Genomic DNA, 25,787 nt, shown 5'->3' with positions numbered 1-25,787 from the left:
CCCCGGCCGGTCTACGGCACCCGCACGGCCGTACGGAGTTCAGTGTGACGCGTCCGTATATCGGTGCCGGGTCGGTGGAGTTGCCTGGGCGTTAACGAATTTGACGGACAATTACCGCTTCGCGGGCGGCGTCGCACGCCAGTACCCCAGGGAGTGCACCCGGTCCTTGGGCACGGATAGCTCCTTGCGCACGTACGACGTGAGGGCGCGGGTGGTCGTCGCGTCGCAGGCGATCCAGACGTACGCCTCCTCCGGGTCGTCCCCGAGCAGGCCCGGCAGCGCGGCCCGCACCTCCTCGACCAGCTTCGCCCCCGCGTCGCGACGCGGGACCGTGCGCAGCTCGTGGCGGTCGGGGGCGGTCCGTACCGGGAGTTCGGCGTCGGACTCGTGCGGCGTCTCGAACCAGACGGTGGCGGGGGTCCCCGGCATGGAGCCGAGGAGCGAGTTGATCGCGGGCAGCGAGGCCGGGTCGCCGATGACGAACAGCCGGGACGGCAGCGGGTCGGGCACGGTGAAGCCGGTGCCCTGAACGGTCGCCTCGATCGTGTCGCCGGGCCGGGCCGTGCGGGCCCAGTCGCTCGCGCATCCGTCGTGGAGGGCGAACTCCAGGCTGAAGGTGCCGGCCTCGGGGTCGGGGTCCACGAGGGTGTAGGCGCGCTGGTGCGGCTTGCCCGCGTTGTCGAACCAGAGCCGCACCCACATCGTCGGGTGCACGCCGGTCGCCCCGAGCATGCCGCCGTCGGTGAGGCGGATCCGGCGGTACCGCTCGGTGACCTGCTCCGCTCCGGTCACCGTGAATGCGAAGTCCCTGCCCCGCATCAGCTTGAGGACCACGCCCTCCCAGCCATGCCCCACCCTGCGCTCCTCACATCCGCCCCGCTATGGTTAGGCCAGCCTAACCTAAGGGAGGAGCGGTGTGAGCACCGGGACCGAGGTCTACCGGGATGCATGGGGCATCCCGCATCTGCGCGCGGGCAGCGCGAGCGAACTCGCCTACGCCCAGGGGCACAACGCCGCCGTCGACCGGGCCTGGCAGCTGGAGGTCGAGCGCCACCGGGCGCAGGGCACGACGGCCGCCTTCCTGGGCGCGGAGGCCGTCGCCTGGGACCGGTTCGCCCGGCAGGCGCGCATCGACGACACGGCCCGGCGGTGCTACGAGGCGCTCGACGCGGAGACCCGCGACTGGGTCGGGGCGTACGTCGAGGGGGTCCGGGACGGCCTCGCACACGGCGCCGCGGCCGCACCCGAGTTCGCCAGGGCCGGGCTGGCCCCGGGGGTGTGGAACCCCTGGACCCCGCTGGCGGTCTGGCTCTCCACGCACATCCTCTTCGCGGGCTTCCCGACCAAGCTGTGGCGCGAGGAGGTCGCCCGACGGCTCGGCGACGAGGCGATCGAGCTCTTCGCGATGGACGGCCCCGGCACGGCGGGCTCCAACGGCTGGCTCGTCCCGGGCGACCGCACCGGCACCGGCGCCGCGATCATCGCGGGCGACCCGCACCGCTTCATCGAGGACCCCGGCGTCTACCAGCAGGTCCATCTGGCCTGTCCCGAGTACGACGTCGTCGGCCTGGCCGTCCCCGGCGTCCCCGGCATCGCGCACTTTGCCCACACCGGATCGGTGGCCTGGGCGATCACGAACGCGATGGCGGACTACCAGGACCTGTACCGGGAGCGGCTGCGGCGCACCGACGACGGCGGGATCGAGGCGCTCGGCCCGGACGGCTGGCGCCCGGCCGCACACCACACGGAGACCGTCGAGGTGGCGGGCGCCGAACCCGTCACGGTCGAGGTGATCGAGACCGACCGCGGCCCGGTGATCATCGGCGGAGCCCCCGCCGGCACGGACGCCGACGGCGCGAGCACCGACGACGGGACCGTGGAGGCCATCAGCCTGCGCTACGTCCCCCGCGTCACCGCCGACCTCGGCTTCGCCGCGATCCCAGCCCTGCTCAGGGCCCGAAGCGTCGCCGACGTGGACCGGGCGTTCGAGCAGTGGGTCGAGCCCGTGAACGTCGTCCAGGCCGCCGACACCTCCGGCGGGCTGCTGCACCGGACCGCCGGACGGGTGCCGCTGCGGCACCCGGACAACCGGCTGCGGGTCGTACCCGCCTGGGAGCAGGGGCACGGCTGGCAGGGCCGGCACGAGCCGATGCGGCGCGCCGAGGTCGAGGACGTCGCCGTCATGGCGAACGATCGCGTGCTCGCGGGTCCCCTCGGCGTCGAGTTCGCGCCCCCTCACCGCGCCGAGCGCATCGCCGCACTGCTGCGCGAATCGAAGACCTGGACCGCCCCGGACATGGCGGCTGTTCACATGGACACGCATCTGGCGTCCGCCCGCCCGCTCCTCGAGCTGCTCGCCGGGCTGGAAGGGCTCGCTCCGGCCGCCGCCGAGCTGCGGGACCGGCTGCTGTGCTGGGACCGCCGGATGGACGCCGACAGCACCGTCGCCGCCGCCTACGCCTCGGTACGGCATGCTGTCGTGCGGCGGCTGGCCTCGCACCCGGAGCTGGCGGATCTCGCCGGGCCGCTACCGTACCCCGCGGTGTTCCAGCCCTGGCTCGCCCTCGTCGTGAAGGTCGGCTTCGCACTGGAGGGGCTCCTCGCGACCGGGCTGCTGCCGGGCATCGACCGGGAGGAGATCGTCCGTCAGGCCGTCGAGGAGGTCGCGACGGACCCGCAGGAGACCCCTTGGGGCGAGCGGCACCGGCTCGCGCCCTGGCAGGCACTGCCCCTGCGGGAGGACGAGGAGTGGCCCGGGATGGCCGGTGACCACGACTGCGTGCTCGCCACGTCCAGCGTCCCCGGCCTCACGGACCACGGCGCGCGCGGGCCGGCCGCCCGCTATGTCTGGGACCTTGCCCGCCGCGACGACAGCCTCTGGGTGGTCCCGCTGGGCGCCCGCGGCGTCCCGGGCGACGCCCATCACCGCGACCAGCTGCCGCTGTGGCTGCGCGGCGAACTCGTCCCCGTAGTCACCGACTTCGCACAGCTCACGAAGGAGAGCCACCACCATGACCACTGAGGCCGTGTACGAGCAGGCCGTCGACGGCTTCGGTACGGTCCGCGTCCGCCGCCTGGCCCCGGAGCGCGACGTCGACACGATCCACTCCTGGGTCACCGAGGAGCGCGCCCGCTTCTGGGGCATGGGCGAGGCGAGCCGTGCCGACGTGCTGGAGATCTACCGGCACATGGACACGCTCACCACGCACCACGCGTGGCTGGTGGAGTGCGACGGCCGGCCCGCGACGCTCTTCCAGACGTACGAGCCGGAGGCCGACCGCGTCAGCGAGTGCTACGACGCCGAGCCCGGCGACATAGGCGTCCACCTGATGATCGGGCCCGCCCAGGACGCGCCGCGCCCCGGCTTCACCGCGGCCATGCTGACCGTCCTCGTCGGCTACATCCTGTCCGATCCGAAGGTCCGGCGTATCGTCGCCGAGCCGGACGTCCGCAACACCAAGGCGGTCGAGCGGCTGGCCCGCAGCGGCTTCGAGCTCGGACCGGAGATCGTCCTGCCGGAGATCGATCTGCCGGAGGTCCACCTTCCGGAGAAGCGGGCCCGGCTGGCCTTCCTCCACCGCGAGACGGTCGAGGCGGGGCGGAACTAGCGACGCGTAGGCCGGGCGAGGCCGGGACGCGGGCCGGGCGGGCCCAGGGCGCGGCCCGGGGAGGTCTACGGCGCGGGCGGGGCAGTGCCGCCGGCGTCCGGCCCGCCCAGCTCGTCCTCGCCGGGCACCACGTGCTTCTCCTCCGCGAAGTGACACGCGGAGTCGTGCGCCGCGGGCCCCTCGATGAGCCGGAAGACCGCCGGAACCGCCAGTTCCGGCACCTCGAGTGCGCACCGCTCCTGCGCCTTCCAGCAGCGCGTGCGGAAGCGGCAGCCGGACGGGATGTTCGTGGGTGACGGCACGTCGCCGGTGAGGATGATCCGCTCCCGGTGCTCGCGCGCCTCCGGATCGGGCACGGGCACGGCCGAGAGCAGCGCCTGTGTGTAGGGATGCGTCGGGTGGTCGTAGATCTCCGCGTCCCTGCCGATCTCCACGATCCGGCCCAGGTACATCACGCCCACCCGGTCCGAGATGTGACGGACGATCGACAGATCGTGCGCGATGAAGACGTACGACAGACTGAACTCGCTCTGCAGCCGCTCCAGCAGATTGACGACCTGCGCCTGTACGGACACGTCGAGCGCCGACACCGGCTCGTCCGCCACGATGATCTCCGGCCGCAGCGCGAGCCCGCGCGCGATGCCGATGCGCTGGCGCTGGCCGCCCGAGAACTGGTGCGGATAGCGGTTGACGTACTCGGGGTTGAGCCCGACGACGTCCAGGAGTTCCTGGACCCTCTGTCTGCGGGAGCCCTTCGGCGCCACTTCGGGGTGGATCTCGTACGGCTCCCCGATGATGTCGCCGACGGTCATCCGGGGGTTCAGTGAGGTGTACGGGTCCTGGAACACCATCTGGATGTTGCGGCGCACCGCCTTGAGCGCCCGCCCGGACAGCCTGGTGATGTCCTCGCCCTTGTAGCGGATCTCGCCGCTCGTCGGCCGCTCCAGGTTGACCAGCATCCTCGCGAGCGTGGACTTGCCGCAGCCGGACTCGCCGACGATGCCGAGCGTCTCGCCCTGGAAGAGGTCGACATCGACGCCGTCGACGGCCTTGACCGCCCCCACCTGCTTCTTGAAGAGGATGCCCCGGGTGAGCGGGTAATGCTTGTGGAGCCCGCGCACCTCGATGATCGGCTCGCTCGGCCTGCTCGGCTCCCTGGGCCTGCTCGGCTCGCTGGGCCTGCTGGGCGTGCTCGGCTCGGCCATGGAGGCGCTCCTTCACTGCGTCGCTCAGCACTTGAATAACCCGCTGCGACGCACAGAGCGCACTTTTAGCCCGTTTGCACCAAGAGCCGGTTCCAGGTACGGGCGTCCGCGACACCGTCCACCGGCAGTGTGGCAGAGGTCTGGAACGCCCTCACGCCCGCCTCGGTCCCGGACCCGAAGCTCCCGTCGACGACGAGCGCCTGCCCGTGGGCGTTGAGCTGGCTCTGCAGGGCCTTGACCGGATCGCCCTGCGCGCCGCGCCGAACCGGGTTGACCAGCTGGTGCCAGGTCTGGTTCCCGGCCACGCCGTCGACGGACGCCCGATTGGTGGTCTGGAAGGCGCGTACGGCGCTTTCGGTCGCCGGCCCGAAGGATCCGTCGACGGTGAGCGAGGAGCCACGGGAGTTGAGCAGATACTGCAGCGACCGCACCCGCTCCCCGCTGTCACCGACGCGCGCCGTGGACCAGGCGGTCCAGCCGGGGTCTCCCCCGGTCCTGGCGGCGACGTCCGCCCTGAGCTGCGGCAGCATCGCGTAGAGCCGGTCCCCGGGGCAGTTGGTGTTGTTGAAGTCCCGGTGCCCGAAGATCTGATAGGGGCGCAGTCCGTACTGCCTGCAGATGTACGCGCAGAGGTCGACGAGCTTCGCGTACTGGGCGGAACGCGGGTCGACCGTGGTGTACGTGCCCTCGTTCTCGATGCCGACGGCGACGGTGTTCTGACCGGTGCAGTGCGCGGACTCGACCTGCTGGGTACCCGCGCCGAGTGCGGCCACGCTGGAGTGGCGGCCCTCCGTGATCCACCCGCCGCGGCTGATGGTGAAGTGCTGCCCCGAGTCGATCCAGCCGTTGTCGTCCATGTGGTACGCCTGGATCGACCGCGACAGCGCGAAAGCGTGCTCCTGCGTGTAGTCGGTGCTGTTGGCGGTCGCCGTGTGATGCACGATGATCTTGTGCGGCGCGGTGGGCAGCAGCTTGACCGGAGCACTCGGCGGCCGTGCGCGCCAGGCCGCGCACCCGGAGATCACCGGTCCGGCGGCGGCAGCCGCCCAGGCGTTCCCGGACAGGCCTGAACCCAGCACGGCCCCCGCGCCCAGGACGAAGGCGCCCGACAGCACGGCTCGCCGCCGCGGATGCGGAAACGGATGCGGATGCGGATGCGATTGCTGATCCGGCGTTGGCAGGTCGCTCATGTCACTCCCCATAGGTGCGGCGCCCGCCCGGCCGACGCGCGGAGCGGCGACCGTACGATAATGAGCAACGCACTTGTTCTGTGAGGGAGTTGAGTATCCCAGGGACGGCCGGGTGCTTCCCGGGACGGGACCGGACCCGCGCCCGGGGACACAGCCCCGGGCGCCCGGCGTACGCGTCCCGGGAGACCGTCGGCCGTCAGGGCTGAGGAGCCTTCTCGGGGTCGCACTCCTGCTCGTGCTGACGGGGGATCACTCCGCAGATCGTGACCGCGGTGTAGGGGTTCACGGCCACGGAGAGCATGCGGGTGTAGGTGTCGCCGCCGACACGGATGCTGGACTCCTCGGAGCGGCCGAGCGCGTCGGTGATGATCACGCGGTCCCCCACCGTTCCGTTCTCCAGGCGCCCCCAGACCGCCTGACAGGCGGCGCTGTGCCGAAGTTGGATCTTGAGGCCGTGCAGCCAGGTCTCCCGGACGGTCGTCGCGTCCCACTGGCAGTTCTTCGCCTGGGGCTCACGACCAAGACACGTGTCACCCCGGCAGCCGGGGGCCTCCGACGGCTCGGCCGCGGTGGGGGCCGCGCCCTCGCTCCTGGCCTGCGCCACCGTTCCCGACGCCCGCTGACCGGACCCCTGCTGCGGGGTGCCCGACGCCGGATTCATCCCCATGACGCTCCCCATGACCAGGGCGCCGATCGCCGCACCGACCACCATGTGGGCGAGCGGCCGCGCACGGGTCAGCCGGGGGTCCCAACGTGACGCCGGGCGGGAGTCCATGGCACCGGTCCCGGCTGCGGCCTCGGCCCTGGCTGCCACCACGGCTCCGGCTCCGGCTTTCGATTCGGGCGCGGCCGCTTCGGCCCGCTGCGGGGCTTCCGTTCCGGCCGCCGCCACCTCCGACGCCACGACCGTCACGACTCCCGCCACGGCCCCCGTGTCCTCCCGCTCACCTCCGGCCGCCGACTCCTCCCCGCCCGTATGCGCCTTCGACCGGCGGCCCTCCCGCCCCAGCTCTTCCGCGTGTTCCCAGAGCCGGACCAGCGCCTCGGGGTCCTCCCCCGCCGCCCGGGCGAGCTGTTCGACCGCGATCCTGGTCGGCCACTGCTTGCCGTTGAGGAAGCGCTCCCACGACGAGCGGCTGTAGTGGGTCTTCTCGGCGAGCCGCCCGTAGCTGAGGCCGGAGTCCTCCTTGACGCGGCGTATTCGGGCCAACAGATGCTCACGGGCGCCCAGGAGTCCGGCGTCCCGCCGAAGCTCCGCGTCCCACGCCCCATGCTTCACGACAGTCATGCGAAGTCCCCTCCCCGCCGCGAACTCCCGTACTGCAGCTGGGAGTTCACCGGCAACTTCCGTTATCTGCCGGGCAGGACTTTGTCACAAGGGCACGCCTGTAGCACACCACACCCACACATCTCTCCAGACACGCAGAGGTGATCCACGTCACAGTCGATTCCGGTTCCCTGCGCCCCGTCCCGACTTTTGTGACCCCCTGCTCGTCACGGCGTCCCAGGCGTCCCAGGGCGTCCCGTCCTGTCCCGCACCCCCCTCGGGACGCCCCGGACCCCGCATCGGCGCCGCACCATGGGTCCGCCGTCAAGTCGCCTTTCTCCGTGGGCACTTGGCAACGTCGGCGTACATCCCGTCGAGCGGAGTCGACGGCGTCTACGGCTCCCGGACCACCGCAGCGGTCCGCTCCTTCCAGCGCGACAACGGGCTGGCCGAGGACGGCGACTACGGGGACCGCACCGAACTCGCCCTGCACAACAAGGTCAAGGAGGTGCAGCGCAAGGCCGGCACCACCGCCGAGGGCGCCTACGGCGACGCGACCACGTCCGCGGTACGGGCCTGGCAGAGCGCCCACAGCCTGTCCGCCGACGACATCGCGGGCCCCGCGACGATGAACGCGATGCACGTCGCCCGCACCGTGAAGATCACCGGCCAGTGGAAGACCACCGAGCACGGCTGGTCCGTGAGCGGTCAGTTCGGCTGCCTCGAGCTGTGGATCCACGAGAGCAACTGGAAGGTGTACGCCACGAATCCCTCCTCCGGCGCGTACGGCATCCCGCAGGCGCTGCCCGCCGACAAGATGGCCGTCGCGGGGGCGGACCGGCGGACCAATCCGGCCACCCAGATCGAGTGGGGCCTCGACTACATCAAGTCGCGCTACGGCACGCCGTGCAGCGCCTGGTCCTTCTGGCAGTCGCACACGCCTCACTGGTACCAGAACCGTCCCGCCGGGACCGGGCGATCACCTGTGGAGGCACTGCCTCCAGAAGAAGCAGGCGCTCGCCCGGTCCCGGTTCACGGGGAACAGCTCCGGCTCGTCGGTCCTGCACACCTCCTGCGCCATGGGGCAGCGCGGGTGGAAGGCGCATCCGGACGGGATGTTCATGAGGTTGGGGGGCAGCCCCTTGATCGCGTACAGCTCCTGGCCCTTCTGGTCCAGTCGCGGGATGGAGTCGAGCAGCCCTCGCGTGTACGGATGGGCCGGTGCCCGGTAGATGTCGCGGACGGGCGCGGTCTCGACGATCCGGCCCGCGTACATCACGGCGATCCTGTCCGCGACGTCCGCGACGACCCCGAGGTCGTGCGTGATGAGGATGAGCCCCATGTCGAGCTCGCGCCGGAGCTCGGCGAGCAGTTCCATGACCTGCGCCTGCACGGTCACGTCGAGCGCGGTGGTCGGTTCGTCCGCGATGATCAGGTCCGGTTCGAGCGCCAGCGCCATGGCGATCATGATGCGCTGGCGCATACCGCCGCTGAACTGGTGCGGATACTGGCCGACGCGCTCCTTGGCGGCGGGGATCCGCACCCGGTCCATCAGCTCGATCGCCCGGGCCCTGGCGTCCTTCCTCGACATCCCGCGGTGCACGGTGAACATCTCGCCGAGCTGGTCGCCGACGGTCAGCACCGGGTTGAGCGAGGAGAGCGCGTCCTGGAAGATCATCGCCATTCCGGCGCCGCGGATCTTCCGCCGTTCGTCCTCCTTGAGCTTGAGCACGTCCTGGCCCTGGAAGAGGACCTCGCCGCCGGTGATCCGGCCGGGCGGGACGTCGAGGATGCCCATGACGGCCTGCGCCGTGACGGACTTTCCGGAGCCGGACTCGCCGAGCACGGCGAGGGTCTCGCCCGCGTCGACCGCGTAGGTGACGCCGTTGACGGCCTTGGCGACCCCGTCCCTGGTCCGGAACTCCACGTACAGATCGCGCACTTCGAGCAGCATCGCGGTCACCGCCTCCTCAGCGCAGCTTGGGGTCGAGGGCGTCGCGCACCGCGTCGCCGAGCATGATGAACGCGAGCACGGTGACGGCGAGCGCACCAGCCGGCCAGAGCAGCATGTGCGGGGCGTTGCGGATGTACGGGGACGCGGCGGAGATCTGGATGCCCCATGACACGGTGGGCGGCCGCAGCCCGACGCCGAGGTAGGAGAGGGTCGCCTCCAGCGCGATGTACGTACCGAGCGCGATCGTCGCCACGACGATGACCGGTGCCACCGCGTTGGGCGCGATGTGCCGCAGCAGCAGCCGGGGGTGGGACGCGCCGAGGGCCCGCGCGGCCTGGACGTAGTCGTTCTGCTTGGCCGTGATCACCGCGCCGCGGGCGATGCGGGAGATCTGCGGCCAGCCGAGCAGCACCATGAAGCCGATCACGGGCCAGACCGTGTTGCTGGTGACGACGGACAGCAGCACCAGGCCGCCGAGCACGACCGGGATGGCGAAGAAGACGTCGGTGAGGCGGGACAGGACGGAGTCCGAGGCCCCGCCGAAGTATCCGGCCACCCCGCCGAGTACGGAGCCGAGGAGCGCAACGCCGAGGGTCGCGCAGACGCCGACGGTCACCGAGGTGCGGGCGCCGTAGACGACCCGGGTGTACACGTCGCAGCCCTGGCCGTCGAAGCCGAAGGGGTGGCCCGGCTGGGAGCCTTCCTGGGCCTTGGCGAGATCGCAGGCGAGCGGATTGCCGGAGGCGATCAGCGACGGCCAGATCGAGATGATCACCAGGAAGACGATGATCAGTCCCGAGACGATGAAGACGGGGTTGCGGCGCAGATCGCGCCAGGCGTCCGACCAGAGGCTGCGGGGTTTCGCCGCGGGCCCCGTGCCCTGCGGGCCGCCGGGGGTCCGCTCCAGGGTCTCCCCCTCGCTCGTGGCGAGGTCCATCGCGCCGCCGGCGCCGGTCGGGGCGATGGCTCCCCCGTCGTCGTACTGCGGCTCAGGCATAGCGGATCCTCGGGTCGAGTACGGCGTACAGGAGGTCGACGAGCAGGTTCACCGCCAGGAACACCAGCACCAGCACGGTCACGAAGCCGACGACGGTCTGGGTGTTCTGGCGGAGGATGCCCTGGTAGAGCTGGTAGCCGACGCCGTGGATGTTGAAGATCCGCTCGGTGACGATGGCCCCGCCCATCAGGGCGCCGATGTCGGCGCCGATGAAGGTGACCACGGGGATCAGTGAGTTGCGCAGCAGATGATGGCCGATGACGCGGTGGCGCGGCAGCCCTTTGGCGATCGCCGTGCGGACGTAGTCGGCGCGCTTGTTCTCGGCGATGGACGTCCTCGTCAGCCGGGTGACGTAGGCGAGGGAGACGGAGGCGAGCACGAGTCCGGGCACGATCAGTTCGCCGAGCGGCGCCTCGGAGGAGACGGAGGGTCTGATCCAGCCCCACTCCACCCCGAGCAGCAGCTGGAGCAGCAGACCGGTGACGAAGGTCGGGACGGAGATGACCACCAGCGTGAGCAGCAGCACGGAGGTGTCGACGGGACGGCCGCGGCGCAGTCCGGTGAGCACGCCGAGGCCGATGCCGATGACGATCTCGAAGAAGATCGCGACGAGGGTGAGCCGGATGGTGACCGGGAAGGCGGTGGCCATCAGTTCGGTGACCGGCTGGCCGTTGAACGCGGTGCCGAAGTCCCCGGTGAAGACGTTGCCCATGTAGGTCAGGTATTGCTGCCACACGGGCTTGTCGAGGCCGAACTCCTTGCGCAGCTGGGCGGCGGTCGCCGGGTCGCACTCGCGGTCGCCGCAGAGCCCCGCGATGGGGTCGCCCATCACGTTCACCATCAGGAAGATCAGCAGCGTCGCGCCGATGAAGACCGGGATCATCTGGAGCAGACGCCGGATCACATAACGTCCCATGGGGGGCTCCTGGGGGTGAACAGCGTTCTCGGACGGACGTCAGCCGACCTTGATCTCGTTGTAGACGGGGACGCTGAACTGGTTCAGCGAGACGTTGCTGATCCGGTCCGAGTAGCCGGCGCTGCCGTTCTGGTACCAGAGCGGGATCGCCGCCATCTGGTCCCGTACGACCCCTTCGGCCTGCTTGAACGTGCCGATGGCCTGCGCCGTGTCGGTCTCGGCGTTGGCCTCGTCGACGAGCCGGTCGAACTCCTCGTTGGACCACTTGCCGTCGTTGGAGGAGGCGTTGGTGTAGTAGAGCGGCTGGAGGAAGTTCTGGATGAGCGGGTAGTCCATCTGCCAGCCCGCCCGGAAGGGGCCGGTCATCTTGGACTGGGTGATCTGGTTGCGGTAGTCGGCGAAGGTGCCGACGGGGTTGCCGACGCAGGCCTTGTCGTTGCCGAGCGCGTTGTTGATGGAGTTGCAGACGGCGTCCACCCACTCCTTGTGCGAGCCGCTGTCCGCGTTGTACGTGATCCTCACCTGGCCGCGGGGGAGCCCGCCGCCCTCCGCGATCAGCTTCTTCGCCTCGCCCGGGTTGTACGTACAGGCGTCACCGCAGAGCGTGTCGTCGAAGCCGCCGTCCGCCCCGAGGACCGGGGACGTCCAGTCCTTGGCGGGGGTGCGGGTCTTCCGGAAGATCGTGTCGGTGATCTGCTCGCGGTTGATCGCCATGGACAGGCCCTTGCGGACCTTCTCCTGGCCGGGCTTGTTCCACGCCGGGTCGTAGTAGGGGAAGGCGAGCGTCTGGATGATGCCGGCGGGGGTGTTGATGTACCGGTCGCCGAGGTCGGCCTCGACGTTCTTGAGCTGGGACGCGGGGACGTCGTCGACGAGGTCGAGATTCCCGGCCGTCAGGTCGGTGTAGGCGGTGTTGTTGTCCGTGTAGACCTTGAGGTCGATGCCGCCGTTCTGCGCCTTGTCGTCGCCGGGGTACTGGTCCCAGCGGCGCAGGGACATCTGGGAGCCGCGTGCGTACGAGTCGACGGTGTACGGGCCGTTGCCGACGGGCTTGGCCAGCCAGGCGCTGTGGTCGGTGAAGAAGGCCTTGGGGAGCGGCGCGAAGGCGGCGTAGCCGAGGGTCTCGGGCCAGGTGGAGAACTTCTGGGTGAGCTTGACCGTGAAGGTCCGCGGGCCGGTGACCTTGAGGCCGGACATGGTGGCGGCCGTGGGCTCGCCGGACTCGGGGTGGACCTGGTCGTAGCCCTCGATGTAGCCGAAGAAGTAGGCGTTGCGCTGGTTGTGCTTCAGGTGGGCGCCGTAGTTCCAGGCGTCGACGAAGGACTGGGCGGTGACGGGCTCGCCGTTGGAGAAGGTCCAGCCGTCCTTGACGGTGACCGTGAAGTTGGTGGAGTCGGTGGTGTCGATCTTCTCGGCGAGCATGTCCTGTGCCTCGCCGGTCTTCGGGTCGTAGCGCTTGAGACCGCGGAAGATCATGTCGAGGACCTTGCCGCCCTGGACCTCGTTGGTGTTCGCCGGCTCCAGCGGGTTCTGCGGGTCACCCCAGGAGGAGCTCACGATCCCGTCGGCGCCGCCACCGCCCTCGGTGCCGCCGCCGCAGCCGGTGGCGGCGAACGCGACGGCGGCGGCGCAGGCAGCCCACCTGGCGGGCGTGGCGCGGATGGCTCGGCGCATGGCGTGCCTCCTGGGGTGCAGGGCGATACGTAGATCCCAATATCACCCCAGACCCAGACATAACACACACACGCAACGCCGGTACTTCCGTGAGCAGAGATCACGGGCGCATCGCTCACCGGCGCAGAGGCACCGTCAGTTCCCAGGTGTCCGCGGAGTAGTGGAGCGACATCCCGCTCCGCTCGTACAGCCGCAGCGCGCCGGTCGTGTTCCCGGTGTCGACCGCGAGCCCAACGGTCGTCCGGCCCCGGCGGGCGAACTCGGCGAACGCCTGCCGCAGCAGCAGCGCGCCGAGGCCGCGCCCGCGGGCCACGGGGAGCACCCCGAGCGCGCGTACCCAGCCCATGGTTCCGCGGTCGTCACGCGCCAGGAGCACCGCCGCATCGCCCGCGCCGTCCGCGCGGGCGATCCAGACGAGGGACCAGTCGACGGGGCTGCTCTCCTCCATCCGCTCCAGCCACGCGTCGTATGCACGTACCCGGTGGTCGTAGTGCTCGGCGAACGACTCCTCGAGGACGGCGTGGGCGAGGCGACGGTCCTCCTCCGTCCCACACGTACGGAGGGTCAGCCCGGCGGGGAGTTCGGGCGGGGTGTCGGTCCCGTCCACCTCGCGCGTCAGGACGTTGTACCGGCGTACGGGCCGCCAGCCGCGGGACCGCACCTGCCCGGTGTCCACGCTGGTGGCCGTCGACAGCCCCAGGTGGACGACCGACCGGCTCGCCCCGCTGGCAGCAGCCAGCTCGGCGGCCCTGCCCTCCATCGTGGCGAGAAGCGCGGCGGTCGCGGCGGTCCGTCCGGGCAGCGCGTACAGATCGGCCTCGATCCGCTCCGTCCCGGATGCGTCGGGCTCCACGGGCTCACTGGTCTCCTGCCAGACCATGCCGAAGGCGACGGGCTCGTCGCCCTCCTCGGCGACCCAGGCCTCGGTCCCCGCGAGATCAGCCTGGACCGTGTGGAGGTCGGTCTCGGGGTGGCCGATCTCGATCGTGTCGATGGCGTTGAGGAGCCGGTGGACGGCGGGCGCGTCGGCGGGCGTTGCTCGGCGCAGAGCGGGTTTCGCGTTCATGAGGGCACCCTGGCGCGATCGCCGGGCGCCGGGCAACGGCTTATCGACGGCGGCGCCCGGGAATGCCGAAGGCGCCCGGAACCTCAGTGGTTCCGGGCGCCCCAGGTGCCGTACGGGCGACGATCACGCCGCGTGGACGACGTCCTTCTCCTCGGCGAAGTGGCACGCCGACTCGTGCGCGGCCGGGGTGTCCTGGCCGACGAAGCGCTCCGGGACCGCCAGCAGCGGGACCTCGGTGGCGCACCTGTCCTCGGCCTTCCAGCAGCGGGTGCGGAAGCGGCAGCCGGACGGCGGGTTCGCCGGCGACGGGACGTCACCGGTGAGGATGATCCGCTCGCGACCCTCGCGGGCCGCCGGGTCGGGCACGGGGACCGCCGACAGCAGCGCCTGGGTGTAGGGGTGCGTCGGGTGGTCGTAGATCTGCGTGTCCGTACCGATCTCGGCCATCTTGCCGAGGTACATCACGCCGACCCGGTCGGAGATGTGCCGGACGATCGACAGGTCGTGCGCGATGAAGACGTAGGACAGGTTGAACTCGTCCTGCAGCTTCTCCATCAGGTTGATGACCTGCGCCTGCACGGAGACGTCGAGCGCCGAGACCGGCTCGTCGCAGATGATGATCTCCGGGTTGAGCGCGAGACCGCGGGCGATGCCGATGCGCTGGCGCTGACCGCCGGAGAACTGGTGCGGGTACCGGTTGATGTACTCCGGGTTCAGACCGACGACGTCCAGCAGTTCCTGCACCTTGCGGCGCCGGTCGCCCTTCGGGGCCACCTCGGGGTGGATGTCGAAGGGCTCGCCGATGATGTCGCCGACCGTCATACGCGGGTTCAGCGAGGTGTAGGGGTCCTGGAACACCATCTGGATGTTCCGGCGGACCGCCTTCAGCGCCCGCCCGGACAGCCGGGTGATGTCCTGGCCCTTGTAGAAGACCTCGCCGGCCGTCGCCGTCTCCAGCGACATCAGCAGCTTGGCGACCGTGGACTTGCCACAGCCCGACTCGCCCACGATGCCGAGGGTCTCGCCCTGGTAGAGGTCGAAGGAGACCCCGTCCACGGCCTTGACCGCACCGACGCTCTTCTTGAAGAGGATGCCCTGGGTCAGCGGGAAGTGCTTGACCAGGTTGCGCACCTGAAGGATCGGCTCACCGCGGTCGACCGGCGCCTCGATGGCGGCCACGGCCTCCGCCTCGGTGACGGCGTCGACCGTCGCGACCTCGGTCACGTTCGGGGTCGCGTCCACGGCCTCATCGTTCTTGCTGAGCTCAGCCATGGATCGTCTCCTTCCAGAAGTGGCACGCGCTACCGCGGCCGGGCAGCTCGGTGCCGTCCTGCTCGGTCACCGGGTGCAGCACCGGAATGTCCGTACGGCAGATGTCGTCGGCCTTCGGGCAGCGCGGGTTGAAGGCGCAGCCGGACGGCACACGCAGCAGGTTGGGCGGCAGGCCCTTGATCGCGTACAGCTCCTGGCCCTTCTGGTCCAGGCGCGGGATCGAGTCGAGCAGACCCCGGGTGTACGGGTGGGCCGGGCGCTTGTACAGCTCGTGCACCGGCGCCTGCTCGACGATCCGGCCCGCGTACATCACGGCAATCTTGTCCGCGACGTCGGCGACGACACCGAGGTCGTGGGTGATCAGGATCAGACCCATGTTGTACTCGCGCTGCAGCTCTGCGAGCAGGTCCATCACCTGGGCCTGGACCGTCACGTCGAGCGCGGTGGTCGGCTCGTCCGCGATGATCAGGTCCGGCTCCAGCGCCAGCGCCATGGCGATCATGATGCGCTGGCGCATACCGCCCGAGAACTGGTGCGGGTAGTCGTCGATCCGGGCCGCGGCGGCCGGAATCTTGACCTTGTCCATCAGCTCGATGGACTTGGCCTTGGCCTCCTTCTTGGACAGGCCGTGGTGGACGCGGAACATCTCGCCGAGCTGGTAGCCGACGGTCAGTACCGGGTTCAGCGAGGAGAGCGCGTCCTGGAAGATCATCGCGATCTTCTGACCGCGGATCTTCCGCCGCTCCTCGTAGGACATCTTGAGCATGTCCTCGCCGCGGAAGAGGATCTCGCCCTGCGGGATCTTTCCGGGCGGCATGTCGAGGATGCCCATGATGGCCTGCGCGGTGACGGACTTGCCGGAGCCGGACTCACCCAGCACGGCCAGCGTCTCACCGGCGTTCACCGAGTAGTTGACGCCGTTGACGGCCTTGGCGACGCCGTCCCGGGTGTGGAACTCGACGTGCAGGTTGCGGACTTCGAGCAGCGGCCCGTTGTGGTCGTCGCCGTCGCGCGGCGCGGGGACCGTCGTGGTGTTGTCGATGATGGTCACGTACGCCCTCCTCAGCGCAGCTTGGGGTCGAGGGCGTTGCGGACTGCTTCGCCGAGCATGATGAACGCCAGAACGGTGAGGCTCAGCATGATCGAGGGGAACAGCAGAATGTGCTGCGCCGTCCGGATCTGCTGGACACCGGCGGAGACGTCGACACCCCAGGAGACGATGGGCGACGAGAGCCCGAGACCCAGGTACGACAGGGTCGCCTCCGCGGAGATGTAGCCGCCGAGCGCGATGGTCGCGACGACGATCACCGGGGCCATGGCGTTCGGCAGGATGTGCCAGAACAGGATCCGGGTCGTACCGGCGCCGAGCGCCTTCGCCGCGTGGACGTAGTCGGCCTGCTTGATGGTGATCACGGCACCGCGCATGACGCGGGTGATCTGGGTCCAGCCGAGGAACGCCAGGGCGAAGACGACCACCCAGATGGTGCGGTCCGTGAAGGACTGCAGGACCACCATGGCGCCGAGCAGGAACGGGATGCCGAAGAAGATGTCGGTGAGCCGGGACAGGAGCGCGTCGATGATGCCGCCGAAGTATCCGGCGATCATGCCCATGATGCCGCCGATGATCGTGACGATCAGGGTGACGCTGATTCCGACGATGACCGAGGCACGGGTGCCGTGGATCAGTCGGGCGTACACGGAACGGCCCTGGCCGTCCCAGCCCAGCCAGCCGTCCGAGCCGATCTTGCCGAGCTCCGGCTTGCCGAGGTAGTGGTGCACCAGGTCACCCGCCGTGGGCGAGGCGCTGGTGAACCAGCCCGGGAAGGCCGTGATGACCAGCAGGAAGAAGATCAGGACCGACGACACCAGGAAGTACGGGTTACGGCGCAGGTCCGCCCAGGCGTCACCCCAGAGGCTGCGGGCCTTCTCCTTCTTCGGCGCGGGCGCGACGTCCGCGACGACAGGTGTGTCGACCTCACTCTCGGTCGAGAGGGCGGTCTTGGTCACGTCAGGCATAACGGATCCTCGGGTCCAGGACCGCGTACAGCAGGTCGATGAGCAGGCTGGTGACGAGGTAGACGAGCACCAGGATGGTGACGAGGCCAACCAGGGTGGTGCCCTCACGTCGGGTGATCGATTCGTAGATCAGACCACCGACGCCCTTGACGTTGAAGATGCCTTCGGTGACGACGGCGCCGCCCATCAGGGCGCCGATGTCGGTGCCCAGGAAGGTGATGACGGGGATCATCGAGTTGCGCATCAGGTGCACGCCGATGACCCGGCGCTTGGGCAGGCCCTTCGCGATGGCCGTGCGCATGTAGTCGGCGCGCAGGTTCTCCGCCATGGAGGTACGGGTGAGCCGGGCGACGTACGCGAGCGAGAGGCCACCGAGCACAATGGCCGGCGCGATCAGCTCGGACAATCTCTGCTCGTTGCTCACGTTCGGCGCGATCCAGCCCAGCTCGAAGGCGAAGACCAGCTTGATGATGAAGCCGAGGACGAAGACCGGGATCGAGATGATCAGCAGGGTGAAGATCAGGACCGCGTTGTCGGCGAGTCGACCGGCCCGCAGGCCCGCGATGACACCCAGGCCGATGCCGAAGACCAGCTCGAAGGCGAAGGCGAGGGCAGCAAGCTGCAGGGTGATGGGGAACGCGTCACCCAGCACTTCGGTGACCGGGCGACCGTTGCGGATCTGGTTGCCGAAGTCGAAGTGCAGGATGATGTCGGTCATGTAGTTCCAGTACTGCTGCCAGATCGGAAGATCCAGCCCCAGTTCTTTTCTCTTCGCGGCCAGGGTCGCCGGGTCGACACCCTTGTCGCCGAACAGCCCCGCCACGGGGTCGCCCGGCAGGCTGTAGACCATGAAAAAGATCAGAAAGGTCGTCCCGAGGAAAACCGGGATCATCTGGAGCAGTCGTCGTGCGACATAGCGCCCCATCATGCCTCCGTTGAAATGTGACAGCCGCAGCCGACGGGCCCTCCCCCGGCATCCGCGTCCCCAGTGGGCACGCGGATGTCGTGGAAGGGCCCCCCAGCCGCTGCGTAAGGCGCCGGGGCGGGGCCGACGATGGTCAGCCCCGCACTCGGCTTGCGGACTACGCTTGGATGATTACTTCTTGACCTCGACGCCGGTCAGGATCGGGTCACCGTCCTGGCCGTACTGAACGCCGGAGACCTTCTCCGAGTAGCCCGCGTTGACCTTGTAGTACCAGAGCGGGATCGACGGCATGTAGTTGACCAGGTCCTTCTCGATGGCCTGGAACTGCTTCACCGACTCGTCGAGCGACGGGGCGGAGTCGGCGGCCGCGATCTTCGCGTCCAGGGCCTTGTTGGTGAAGCCACCCTGGTTGCCCGCAGCGCCCGTACGGAACAGGTCGCTGATGAAGTTGGAGTTCACCGGGTAGTCCAGCACCCAGCCGGAGCGGTAGATCGACTTGACCTGCTGGTTCTTACGAGCGGTCAGGTCGGCCTGGAAGTCCGGCTTGCTGTCGCCGGTGCACTTGACACCGGTCGCCTGGGTGATGCTGTTGCAGACGGCGTCGACCCACTCCTTGTGGCCGCCGTCCGCGTTGAACTGGATGGTGATGGCGTTGCCCGGAACGCCGCCGCCCGCCTTGATGAGCTCCTTGGCCTTGGCGGCGTCGAACTTGGTGACGTCGCCGGCAGCGTTCTCCTGGAAGCCGAGGACGCCCTTGGCGACCCAGCCGGTGGCCGGCTCACGCGTACCCTGCAGCACCGTCTTGGTGATGGTGTCGCGGTCGATGGCCATGGACAGACCCTGGATGACCTTCGGGTCGACCGCCTTCGGCTTCTTCCACTGGTCCGCGTAGAACGCGATGGCCAGCGTCTGGACGGCGGAGTAGGCCTGGTCCACGGCGCGGTCGCCGAGGTCCTGGCGGTAGACCGGGAGGTCCTTCGGGGCGATCTGGCGCAGGACGTCCACGTTGCCGGACTTGAGGTCCTCGTAGGCCGCCTCGAGCGTGGTGTAGTTCTTGAAGACCACACCGCCGTTCTTGGCCTTGTTCGGGCCCTTGTAGCCGTCGTAGCGGACGATCTTGATCTGCTTCTTGTGGTCCCAGCTCTCGAACTTGTAGGGACCGTTGCCGACCGGCTTCTCACCCGCGGCCTTGGGGTCCTTGTAGAAGGACTCGGGCAGCGGCGCGAAGACGATGTAGGCGAGCTTGTGAGCGAAGTACGGGACCGGGTTCTTCAGCTCGATGGTGAAGGTGGTGTCGTCGACGACCTTGAGGCCCGTCATGGCCTCGGCGGTCGGCTTGGCGCCTTCCTTCTCCGGGTGCAGGGCGTCGAAGCCCTTGATGTCCGCGAACCAGGACGCCAGGCCCTGGGCGTTGTTGATGTTGGCGCTCCAGTTCCACGCGTCCACGTAGGACTTGGCGGTGACCGGCGTGCCGTCGTGGAAGGTCCAGCCCGACTTGAGCTTGACGGTCCACGTCTTGGAGTCGGTGGTCTCCACCGACTCGGCGTTGATCATCTCGAGCGAGCCGTCGGCCTTGTAGTCGACGAGCCGCGAGAACAGGCCGTCCATGACCGCGGAGCCGTTGGACTCCATCGTGTCGCCGGTGTGCAGGAGCTTCTCCGGCTCACCCAGCTCGACGGAGAAGATGCCGTTGGGGTCAACCGCACCCTTGTTGGCATCGGAGCCACTGTCACTGCCCCCGCCACAGGCGGTCGCTGCCAGGGCGACGACGATCGCGCCCACTACCCACTTGGCGCTCTTGGCACCGCGCATGGGTTCCTCCTCATGAGTCCACTAGTCACTACAAGATGGGCACTGTTCTACGCGCGCTGACACCCCTGACAGCGAGCTTGTCAAGTGCCCCGAGTGTGCTCGTGAGTCGGCGCTCCCCACAGCGCGTGACCCATTGACCCGAGCTCAATGGAGCCAACTATTAAGGAGGTGAGGGCTGTAAACCACACTTAAAGGGTCTCGTTTTGACAACATCGCCGGATACGCCGGGACCGAAATCCGGACAAACCGATCACAGACAGACACCCGCGAAACGGACCGTTAACACATGTTCCGGTGATCACCGTTCGTTAAACGGACGCAAAGGTCAGGACCAAAGACCTAAATGAAGTTGACGAACGATCCGGGCCCGTGGGCAGAGCGGCCGGCTCCGCCCTGACACCCCTTCAGCACCCCCGCGCACCCACAGCGGCCCGCGACCGCCCCTCGCCGTCTTGAGGCGTACCCGACAATCACCGGGAAAAGCTTCGGCCCGTATCCACTCCGTGGAGCGGATACGGGCCGATGAGACGTTTCCGGTCAGGGTCAGCCGTGCTTGGCGCGCGAGGCGGCGCGGGCGCGCTCGCGGGCGTCCAGGTTGACCTTACGGATGCGGACGGCCTCCGGGGTCACCTCGACGCACTCGTCGTCGCGGCAGAACTCCAGGGACTGCTCAAGCGACAGCTTGCGCGGCGGAACGATGGACTCCGCGACATCGGCCGTGGAGGAGCGCATGTTGGTGAGCTTCTTCTCCTTGGTGATGTTCACGTCCATGTCGTCCGAGCGGGAGTTCTCGCCGACGATCATGCCCTCGTAGACCTCGGTGCCCGGCTCGACGAACAGGACGCCGCGCTCCTGGAGGTTCGTCATCGCGAAGCCCGTGACCGCGCCGGAGCGGTCGGCGACCAGCGAGCCGTTGTTCCGGGTCGTCAGCGTGCCGAACCACGGCTCGTGACCCTCGTGGATGGAGTGGGCGATGCCCGTGCCGCGGGTGTTGGTCAGGAACTCCGTACGGAAGCCGATGAGGCCGCGGGACGGGACGACGAACTCCATGCGGACCCAGCCGGAGCCGTGGTTCGACATGTTGTCCATCCGGCCCTTGCGGACGCCCATGAGCTGCGTGACCGCGCCCATGTGCTCCTCGGGCACGTCGATCGTCATGCGCTCGACCGGCTCGTGGATCTTGCCGTCGACCTCCTTGGTGACGACCTGCGGCTTGCCGATGGTCAGCTCGAAGCCCTCACGGCGCATCTGCTCGACCAGGATGGCCAGCGCCAGCTCACCACGGCCCTGTACCTCCCAGGCGTCCGGGCGCTCGGTGTCCAGGACGCGCAGCGAGACGTTACCGATCAGCTCGCGGTCGAGGCGGTCCTTGACCTGGCGCGCGGTGACCTTGCGGTCCTTGACCGCGGACTTGGCGTCCGCGCCCTTGCCGGTGCCGCCACGGCCGACGAGCGGCGACGTGTTCGTACCGATGGTCATCGAGATGGCGGGCTCGTCGACCGTGATCAGCGGCAGCGCGACCGGGTTCTCCGGGTCGGCCAGCGTCTCGCCGATCATGATGTCGGGGATACCGGCGACGGCGCAGATGTCACCGGGGCCGGCCATCTCGGCGGGCTTGCGGGTCAGGGCCTCGGTCATCATCAGCTCGCTGATGCGGACGTTGGCGATCGTGCCGTCGCGCTTGATCCAGGCCACGGTCTGGCCCTTGCGCAGCTCGCCCTGCTCGACGCGGAGCAGCGCGATACGGCCGAGGAAGTTGTCGGCGTCCAGGTTGGTGACGTGGGCCTGGAGGGGGGCCTTCTCGTCGTACTCCGGAGCCGGGACGGTCTCCAGGAGGGTCGAGAAGAAGGGCTCCAGACTGTCGCTGTCGGCGGGGACGGTGCCGTCCTCCGGCTTGGTCAGCGAGGCGACACCGTCGCGGGCGCAGGCGTAGACGATCGGGAACTCGATCTGGTCCTCGTCCGCGTCCAGGTCCAGGAAGAGGTCGTACGTCTCGTTGACGACCTCGTCGATACGGGAGTCCGGGCGGTCCGTCTTGTTGATGCACAGGATGACGGGCATCCGGGCCTGGAGGGCCTTGCGCAGCACGAAGCGGGTCTGCGGGAGCGGGCCCTCGGAGGCGTCGACGAGCAGCACGACCGCGTCGACCATCGACAGACCGCGCTCGACCTCGCCGCCGAAGTCGGCGTGGCCGGGGGTGTCGATGATGTTGATCGTGATCGGGTCCCCGCCGTGCTTCGGGTGGTACTTCACCGCGGTGTTCTTGGCGAGGATCGTGATGCCCTTCTCACGCTCCAGGTCGTTCGAGTCCATCATGCGGTCGTCGAGCTGCTGGTGGGCGGCGAAGGCACCGGCCTGCTTCAGCATGGCGTCGACCAGGGTGGTCTTGCCGTGGTCGACGTGGGCGACGATGGCGACGTTACGGATGTCATGGCGCGTGGGCATGCTGGCTAGCTGCTTCTCTCGGATCGTGGGATGCGGCGTCTGTTTGCTCGTACGCCCGCCGGGCGGACGCGCCACGGCTGTGTCCATGGTACGGGGCTGCCGCGCAAGCGGCTTCCGGGCCCGATCCGAGAGCGGGCTCAGGGCGATCTTGGGGGCTTGTGGGGTCAAGCGGTGGGGGCGGAGCAGGTGCTGGCAGAGGCCCGGGTCATGGGCGGATACGCATGGATGACCTTGCCCGCCGGCGGCTCCGGCGGGCAAGGGACTTGAGCTGCTTCTGAGGTTCTCCGGGCTTCGGGCACCGGCGGCGACGCTCCCCCGAGCCGGCCGCCCGGGGCTGAGCGGCTACTTCTTGTTGTTCGTCGTGGTTTTCGACTTCTTGAAGCCGATGTCCTGATAGCGGGGTGAGGCGAAGCCGAAGGCACCCGCGTTCACCAGATCCCGCTTGACGGCCACCAGCTGCGGGCGCTGGTAGAGGGGGATGGACCCGGCCGCGGCCCAGATCCGGGCGTCGGCCTGCTTCATCAGCTCCTGGGCCTCCTTCTCGTCCAGCTCGGCGACCGCCTGGTCGAAGAGCTGGTCGATGTGGTCCGTGCCGACCCGGGTGTAGTTCTGCTCCACCAGCAGCGAGCCGTCGGTCGCGGGCTCGGGCTTGGCGAAGATCGGGCGGGCGTCGGTCGCCGGGTAGGCGGAGGCGGGCCAGGAGTAGAGGGCGAGGTCGTACTTCCCGGAGGCGATGTGGTCCTTGAAGAAGCTCTCGTCGTCGACCTTGGTGATCTCGGTACGGATGCCGATCCTGTCCAGCATGCGGACGATCCGGTTGCCGACCGTGCGCAGGGGCTCGGAGCCGGGCCCCGACGGGAGGACGAAGCGCAGAGTGAGCGCCTTGCCGTCCTTGCCGAGCGGACCGCGCGCGCTCTTCGGCCTGTCGGCGGGGGCGGCGGGGGCGCGGGTGCCGATCGGGGCGTAGGCGCCGGCGACGCCGCCCTGCTTCCCGTCCCCGTCGGCGGAGTCGTCGCGGGAACCCGCGGCGAGGCTGCCGGCGCGGCTCGCGGGGACGTCGTGGTTCCGGAAGTCGACGCGGCCTGGGGCGAGGGAGTCGGCCTGGCGGCGCAGGGCCGCTCTCTGGAGGGCGGCGGTCCTGGCCGGGGCGAGGATGTTCCAGCCGGCCTCGCGACCGGGGACGGCGTCGCCTGGCTTGTCGTCGCCGACGATGTAGAGGCCCTCGTCGGAGGCGAGGTCCGCGGCCGCGTTGCTCCCGGCGCTCCCGGGAGCCGGGGGCTTGGCCACAGGGCTGCCCGCCGTGGCGGCGGGGCCGTGCGCGGGGCTCTCGGCGTTCCCGGCGTTCCCAGGGGCCGGGGGCCTGGCCGCGGGGCCGTTCGCGGGGCTCTCGGCGGCCGGGCTCGCGCCCGCGCTCGCCCCGGCGCTCGCCTCCGCACCCGCCTTGGTCCCATCGCCGGGCGCCTTCTTGCGCGCTCCCTCCGGCGTCCACCCCGCGTCGGCGAGCAGCGCCTGCGCCTCCTGGGTGTCCTGGTCGCCGAGCGCCCCGCTGCTGTCGGCGTACGCCGACTGCCCGGCGAGCGCGAGATGGCTGCCGACCGGGTGCGCGGGCAGCCCCAGCGGCTTCAGTACGGCCTCGGCGAGCTCCTTGCGGTCGAGCGCGCGGGCCACGGCGCGGCGTACCCGCTCGTCCGCGAGCGGCCCGGACTCACCGTTGAGCGCGAGCTGGGTGTACGCGGGCTCCAGCGTCTTGCGGACGACGAAGGCACGCAGCGCGATCTGCTGGTTCGCGTACTCGGCGAGCGCGGCCTGGTTCTGCTTCCGGGCCAGCAGGACGGTCTCCGCCTCGTCCTCGTCGGAGCCGAAGGCGTGCGCCCGCGGCTTGAACGCCGCGGCCTGGGCGTTCTTGGCGCCGGAGCCGTGCTGCCCGGCCTGCTTCTTCTCGTCCCGTGTGGCCACGGCGATCCGGTCGGCGACGCTGCGATCGATTTCGGCCAGATCGACCGTGCCCATGGCGAGTGCTTCGGCGCGCTGGTCGCGGGGCACGGCGCGCAGGACGAGCGAGTCGAGCTTGGCGGCCTCCCCCCACCAGCGCGGGTTGCGGACGAGGGTCGCGGTGCCGGCCTTGCGGTCGAGGTCCTGGAGCTTGAAGGGCCCGGCGGTGGACGCGAGCCGGGACCTGGCTCCCTCGTTGAAGGCGGACGGGGTGTCCATCACCTCCTTCGGGTAGAGCGGGGTGAAGAGCGACTGCCAGTCGGCGTACCGCTTGGCGAAGGTGACCCGGACCTCCAGGTCGCTCGCGCCGCGCTCGATCTTCTCGATGCGGTCGTAGCCCGCGTTGCGCGCGGTCCAGTACGCCGAGTCCTTGCCGCTGAGGGCCCGCCACTGGGCGAGGAAGTCGGGCGCCCCGATCTCGCGGCCGTCGCTCCAGACCGCCTCCTGGTTGAGCTTGTAGAGGACGACCTGCTTGGGCTCGCGCTCGACGATCTCCGCCGACTCCAGGAAGTCGGGGTTGCGCTGCGGGCGCCCGCGCTCGTCGAGGGTGAAGAGAGAAGGGAGAGCGGCACCCGTGATGCGGGACGTGGCGGCGTCGGCGTCCGCCTGGAAGGCGTTGAGCGTCACGGGCACGGCGTCGACGGCCCAACGCAGGGTGCCGCCGTCCTCGACCAGGTCGCGGGCGGCGGGCCCGATGTCCGCGGGGACCGGCTTGGCCTCGCTCCCGGGCTCCGACGTGCTGCAGCCCGCCAGCGCGGGGAGCGCGAGCACACCGCTGGTGAGCAGGGCAACGGAACGCAGGGTCCTCCGGCGTGAGGCGACGACGTAGGGCATGGCCTGTACCTCTTCGTCCTGGTTCGGGTATTTAGGGATGATCACACCTATTGCGCCTACACTGAAGGCCACGGCAGGCAGGGCGTGACGCCGACACGGCGCAGCGCCCCGTGAACCCCACCCATGCGGCTCAACGGGGACGCCCCCTAACGGGTGGCGCGCGCGGGAATCGGTGCACACGCCTTCACAACAAGGGATGTGACGCGCAACACTCGCAGGCGCACAAAGAGCCCTCTGGGGAGCAACCCCAGAAACCGCATGCCACCCGCGACCGCGGAAGTGAGGGCAACACATGTCCATGCAGGACGAGTTGACGGACGTCAAGCGACGCCTCGACGACCTGGCCCGTACGGTCGAGCGGCTGGAGCGGAACCTCTCGCAATCGCGGGAGGGCGCCACCCGTGCCCAGCCGGCCGGCCGACCCGAGAATCTGGTCACCATCCCCGACACTCCGTACGACAGCTCGCTGTGGACGGACTCGGACGACGAGGGCCTGGGTGCGCGCGACCGGCACGCGCCCTAGATGATCAATTCCAAGGGGTGCCTGCAGAGACGAGAGCGAGGGCGTCCAAGATCGTTTTGTGACGAACAACCTGGACACCCTCGCGACGGCA

20 protein-coding genes and 2 pseudogenes are annotated in these 25,787 nt (G+C 69.6%); 5 read left to right on the top strand and 17 right to left on the bottom strand.

Annotated features, from left to right (window positions below; translation table 11 throughout):
* Positions 1-111 precede the first annotated feature (111 nt).
* Positions 112-855 (bottom strand): siderophore-interacting protein, encoded by a 744-nt coding sequence (locus tag ACFV9O_RS20080; protein WP_385419702.1) that lies wholly within the window; start codon positions 853-855, stop codon positions 112-114.
* Positions 856-916: 61 nt separating this feature from the next.
* Here ACFV9O_RS20080 and ACFV9O_RS20075 point away from each other — a divergent pair, with 61 nt between their 5' ends.
* Together ACFV9O_RS20075 and ACFV9O_RS20070 are read left to right on the top strand one after the other, a co-directional pair.
* Entirely contained in the window at positions 917-3,022 is a 2,106-nt protein-coding gene (locus ACFV9O_RS20075; RefSeq protein ID WP_385419700.1) for a penicillin acylase family protein, read from the top strand.
* Positions 3,012-3,608: a GNAT family N-acetyltransferase gene (locus tag ACFV9O_RS20070; RefSeq protein WP_385419697.1), complete on the top strand. Its 597-nt coding sequence runs from the start codon at positions 3,012-3,014 to the stop codon at positions 3,606-3,608. The genes ACFV9O_RS20075 and ACFV9O_RS20070 overlap by 11 nt, the downstream gene beginning before the upstream one ends.
* Positions 3,609-3,673: 65 nt before the next feature.
* On the opposite strand, the gene ACFV9O_RS20065 is transcribed toward ACFV9O_RS20070, so the two are convergent.
* The 3 genes from ACFV9O_RS20065 to ACFV9O_RS20055 form a co-directional block, all read right to left on the bottom strand.
* Positions 3,674-4,813 carry an ABC transporter ATP-binding protein gene (locus tag ACFV9O_RS20065; RefSeq protein WP_385419695.1) on the bottom strand — a complete coding sequence of 380 codons (1,140 nt, stop codon included), beginning with the start codon at positions 4,811-4,813 and terminating at the stop codon, positions 3,674-3,676.
* A 65-nt stretch (positions 4,814-4,878) separates the two neighbouring features.
* Positions 4,879-6,003, bottom strand: coding sequence for an N-acetylmuramoyl-L-alanine amidase (locus ACFV9O_RS20060; protein ID WP_385419692.1), 1,125 nt, complete (start codon positions 6,001-6,003; stop codon positions 4,879-4,881).
* Positions 6,004-6,199: 196 nt separating this feature from the next.
* A complete protein-coding gene (locus ACFV9O_RS20055) occupies positions 6,200-7,291 on the bottom strand; it encodes a helix-turn-helix domain-containing protein (protein WP_385419690.1) in 1,092 nt (363 codons plus the stop codon).
* Between ACFV9O_RS20055 and ACFV9O_RS20050 the strand changes: the two are divergent.
* A pseudogene (locus tag ACFV9O_RS20050) lies at positions 7,290-7,859 on the top strand (peptidoglycan-binding protein); the annotation flags it as partial. The gene ACFV9O_RS20055 and the pseudogene ACFV9O_RS20050 overlap by 2 nt on opposite strands.
* Here ACFV9O_RS20050 and ACFV9O_RS20045 read toward each other — a convergent pair.
* Positions 7,814-7,954, bottom strand: coding sequence for a hypothetical protein (locus ACFV9O_RS20045; protein ID WP_385419687.1), 141 nt, complete (start codon positions 7,952-7,954; stop codon positions 7,814-7,816). The pseudogene ACFV9O_RS20050 and the gene ACFV9O_RS20045 overlap by 46 nt on opposite strands.
* A 52-nt stretch (positions 7,955-8,006) precedes the next feature.
* On the opposite strand from ACFV9O_RS20045, the pseudogene ACFV9O_RS20040 reads away from it, so the two are divergent.
* Positions 8,007-8,222, top strand: a pseudogene (locus ACFV9O_RS20040) (transglycosylase SLT domain-containing protein); the annotation flags it as partial.
* 27 nt (positions 8,223-8,249) lie between these two features.
* Here the strand turns inward: ACFV9O_RS20040 and ACFV9O_RS20035 are convergent.
* From ACFV9O_RS20035 to ACFV9O_RS19980, 12 genes are all read right to left on the bottom strand, one after another.
* Positions 8,250-9,224 carry an ABC transporter ATP-binding protein gene (locus ACFV9O_RS20035; protein WP_385419853.1) on the bottom strand — a complete coding sequence of 325 codons (975 nt, stop codon included), beginning with the start codon at positions 9,222-9,224 and terminating at the stop codon, positions 8,250-8,252.
* 16 nt (positions 9,225-9,240) lie between these two features.
* Positions 9,241-10,221, bottom strand: a complete 981-nt coding sequence (locus ACFV9O_RS20030) for an ABC transporter permease (protein WP_385419685.1) — start codon at positions 10,219-10,221, stop codon at positions 9,241-9,243.
* The gene (locus ACFV9O_RS20025; protein WP_385419682.1) at positions 10,214-11,137 is read right to left on the bottom strand and encodes an ABC transporter permease; all 924 of its coding nucleotides are present in this window, start codon (positions 11,135-11,137) and stop codon (positions 10,214-10,216) included. The genes ACFV9O_RS20030 and ACFV9O_RS20025 overlap by 8 nt, the downstream gene beginning before the upstream one ends.
* Before the next feature lie 39 nt (positions 11,138-11,176).
* The gene (locus tag ACFV9O_RS20020; protein ID WP_385419679.1) at positions 11,177-12,811 is read right to left on the bottom strand and encodes an ABC transporter substrate-binding protein; all 1,635 of its coding nucleotides are present in this window, start codon (positions 12,809-12,811) and stop codon (positions 11,177-11,179) included.
* Between the two features lie 115 nt (positions 12,812-12,926).
* Positions 12,927-13,877 (bottom strand): GNAT family N-acetyltransferase, encoded by a 951-nt coding sequence (locus tag ACFV9O_RS20015; RefSeq protein WP_385419676.1) that lies wholly within the window; start codon positions 13,875-13,877, stop codon positions 12,927-12,929.
* 123 nt (positions 13,878-14,000) lie between these two features.
* Positions 14,001-15,149 (bottom strand): ABC transporter ATP-binding protein, encoded by a 1,149-nt coding sequence (locus tag ACFV9O_RS20010; RefSeq protein ID WP_385419673.1) that lies wholly within the window; start codon positions 15,147-15,149, stop codon positions 14,001-14,003.
* Complete coding sequence (locus tag ACFV9O_RS20005; protein WP_385419671.1) at positions 15,142-16,200, bottom strand: ABC transporter ATP-binding protein; 1,059 nt, start codon at positions 16,198-16,200, stop codon at positions 15,142-15,144. The genes ACFV9O_RS20010 and ACFV9O_RS20005 overlap by 8 nt, the downstream gene beginning before the upstream one ends.
* An 11-nt stretch (positions 16,201-16,211) precedes the next feature.
* Positions 16,212-17,165, bottom strand: a complete 954-nt coding sequence (locus tag ACFV9O_RS20000; RefSeq protein ID WP_385419668.1) for an ABC transporter permease — start codon at positions 17,163-17,165, stop codon at positions 16,212-16,214.
* Positions 17,158-18,090, bottom strand: coding sequence for an ABC transporter permease (locus tag ACFV9O_RS19995; RefSeq protein WP_385419667.1), 933 nt, complete (start codon positions 18,088-18,090; stop codon positions 17,158-17,160). The genes ACFV9O_RS20000 and ACFV9O_RS19995 overlap by 8 nt, the downstream gene beginning before the upstream one ends.
* A 171-nt stretch (positions 18,091-18,261) precedes the next feature.
* Positions 18,262-19,902: an ABC transporter substrate-binding protein gene (locus ACFV9O_RS19990; protein ID WP_385419664.1), complete on the bottom strand. Its 1,641-nt coding sequence runs from the start codon at positions 19,900-19,902 to the stop codon at positions 18,262-18,264.
* 543 nt (positions 19,903-20,445) lie between these two features.
* The gene (gene typA / locus ACFV9O_RS19985) at positions 20,446-22,347 is read right to left on the bottom strand and encodes a translational GTPase TypA (RefSeq protein WP_385419661.1); all 1,902 of its coding nucleotides are present in this window, start codon (positions 22,345-22,347) and stop codon (positions 20,446-20,448) included.
* 342 nt (positions 22,348-22,689) lie between these two features.
* Positions 22,690-25,173 (bottom strand): ABC transporter substrate-binding protein, encoded by a 2,484-nt coding sequence (locus ACFV9O_RS19980; RefSeq protein ID WP_385419852.1) that lies wholly within the window; start codon positions 25,171-25,173, stop codon positions 22,690-22,692.
* Positions 25,174-25,465: 292 nt separating this feature from the next.
* Here ACFV9O_RS19980 and ACFV9O_RS19975 point away from each other — a divergent pair, with 292 nt between their 5' ends.
* Positions 25,466-25,696, top strand: a complete 231-nt coding sequence (locus tag ACFV9O_RS19975; RefSeq protein WP_385419658.1) for a hypothetical protein — start codon at positions 25,466-25,468, stop codon at positions 25,694-25,696.
* The last annotated feature ends 91 nt before the right edge of the window (positions 25,697-25,787 follow it).

The organism is Streptomyces sp. NPDC059909 (assembly GCF_042730885.1).
Taxonomy (GTDB): domain Bacteria; phylum Actinomycetota; class Actinomycetes; order Streptomycetales; family Streptomycetaceae; genus Streptomyces.
Note: the sequence above shows the minus strand (reverse complement) of the source record. Positions and strands in the feature narration are given on the sequence as shown.

What these genes read in the sequence shown, in the direction of transcription:
- ACFV9O_RS19975 (WP_385419658.1), top strand. Translation starts at nt 25,466, where the DNA reads ATGTCCATGCAGGACGAGTTGACGGACGTCAAGCGACGCCTCGACGAC.
- ACFV9O_RS20020 (WP_385419679.1), bottom strand. Translation starts at nt 12,811, where the DNA reads ATGCGCCGAGCCATCCGCGCCACGCCCGCCAGGTGGGCTGCCTGCGCC.
- ACFV9O_RS20060 (WP_385419692.1), bottom strand. Translation starts at nt 6,003, where the DNA reads ATGAGCGACCTGCCAACGCCGGATCAGCAATCGCATCCGCATCCGCAT.
- ACFV9O_RS20025 (WP_385419682.1), bottom strand. Translation starts at nt 11,137, where the DNA reads ATGGGACGTTATGTGATCCGGCGTCTGCTCCAGATGATCCCGGTCTTC.
- typA (WP_385419661.1), bottom strand. Translation starts at nt 22,347, where the DNA reads ATGCCCACGCGCCATGACATCCGTAACGTCGCCATCGTCGCCCACGTC.
- ACFV9O_RS19995 (WP_385419667.1), bottom strand. Translation starts at nt 18,090, where the DNA reads ATGGGGCGCTATGTCGCACGACGACTGCTCCAGATGATCCCGGTTTTC.
- ACFV9O_RS20010 (WP_385419673.1), bottom strand. Translation starts at nt 15,149, where the DNA reads ATGGCTGAGCTCAGCAAGAACGATGAGGCCGTGGACGCGACCCCGAAC.
- ACFV9O_RS20055 (WP_385419690.1), bottom strand. Translation starts at nt 7,291, where the DNA reads ATGACTGTCGTGAAGCATGGGGCGTGGGACGCGGAGCTTCGGCGGGAC.
- ACFV9O_RS20035 (WP_385419853.1), bottom strand. Translation starts at nt 9,224, where the DNA reads ATGCTGCTCGAAGTGCGCGATCTGTACGTGGAGTTCCGGACCAGGGAC.
- ACFV9O_RS19980 (WP_385419852.1), bottom strand. Translation starts at nt 25,173, where the DNA reads ATGCCCTACGTCGTCGCCTCACGCCGGAGGACCCTGCGTTCCGTTGCC.
- ACFV9O_RS20000 (WP_385419668.1), bottom strand. Translation starts at nt 17,165, where the DNA reads ATGCCTGACGTGACCAAGACCGCCCTCTCGACCGAGAGTGAGGTCGAC.
- ACFV9O_RS20065 (WP_385419695.1), bottom strand. Translation starts at nt 4,813, where the DNA reads ATGGCCGAGCCGAGCACGCCCAGCAGGCCCAGCGAGCCGAGCAGGCCC.
- ACFV9O_RS19990 (WP_385419664.1), bottom strand. Translation starts at nt 19,902, where the DNA reads ATGCGCGGTGCCAAGAGCGCCAAGTGGGTAGTGGGCGCGATCGTCGTC.
- ACFV9O_RS20030 (WP_385419685.1), bottom strand. Translation starts at nt 10,221, where the DNA reads ATGCCTGAGCCGCAGTACGACGACGGGGGAGCCATCGCCCCGACCGGC.
- ACFV9O_RS20015 (WP_385419676.1), bottom strand. Translation starts at nt 13,877, where the DNA reads ATGAACGCGAAACCCGCTCTGCGCCGAGCAACGCCCGCCGACGCGCCC.
- ACFV9O_RS20070 (WP_385419697.1), top strand. Translation starts at nt 3,012, where the DNA reads ATGACCACTGAGGCCGTGTACGAGCAGGCCGTCGACGGCTTCGGTACG.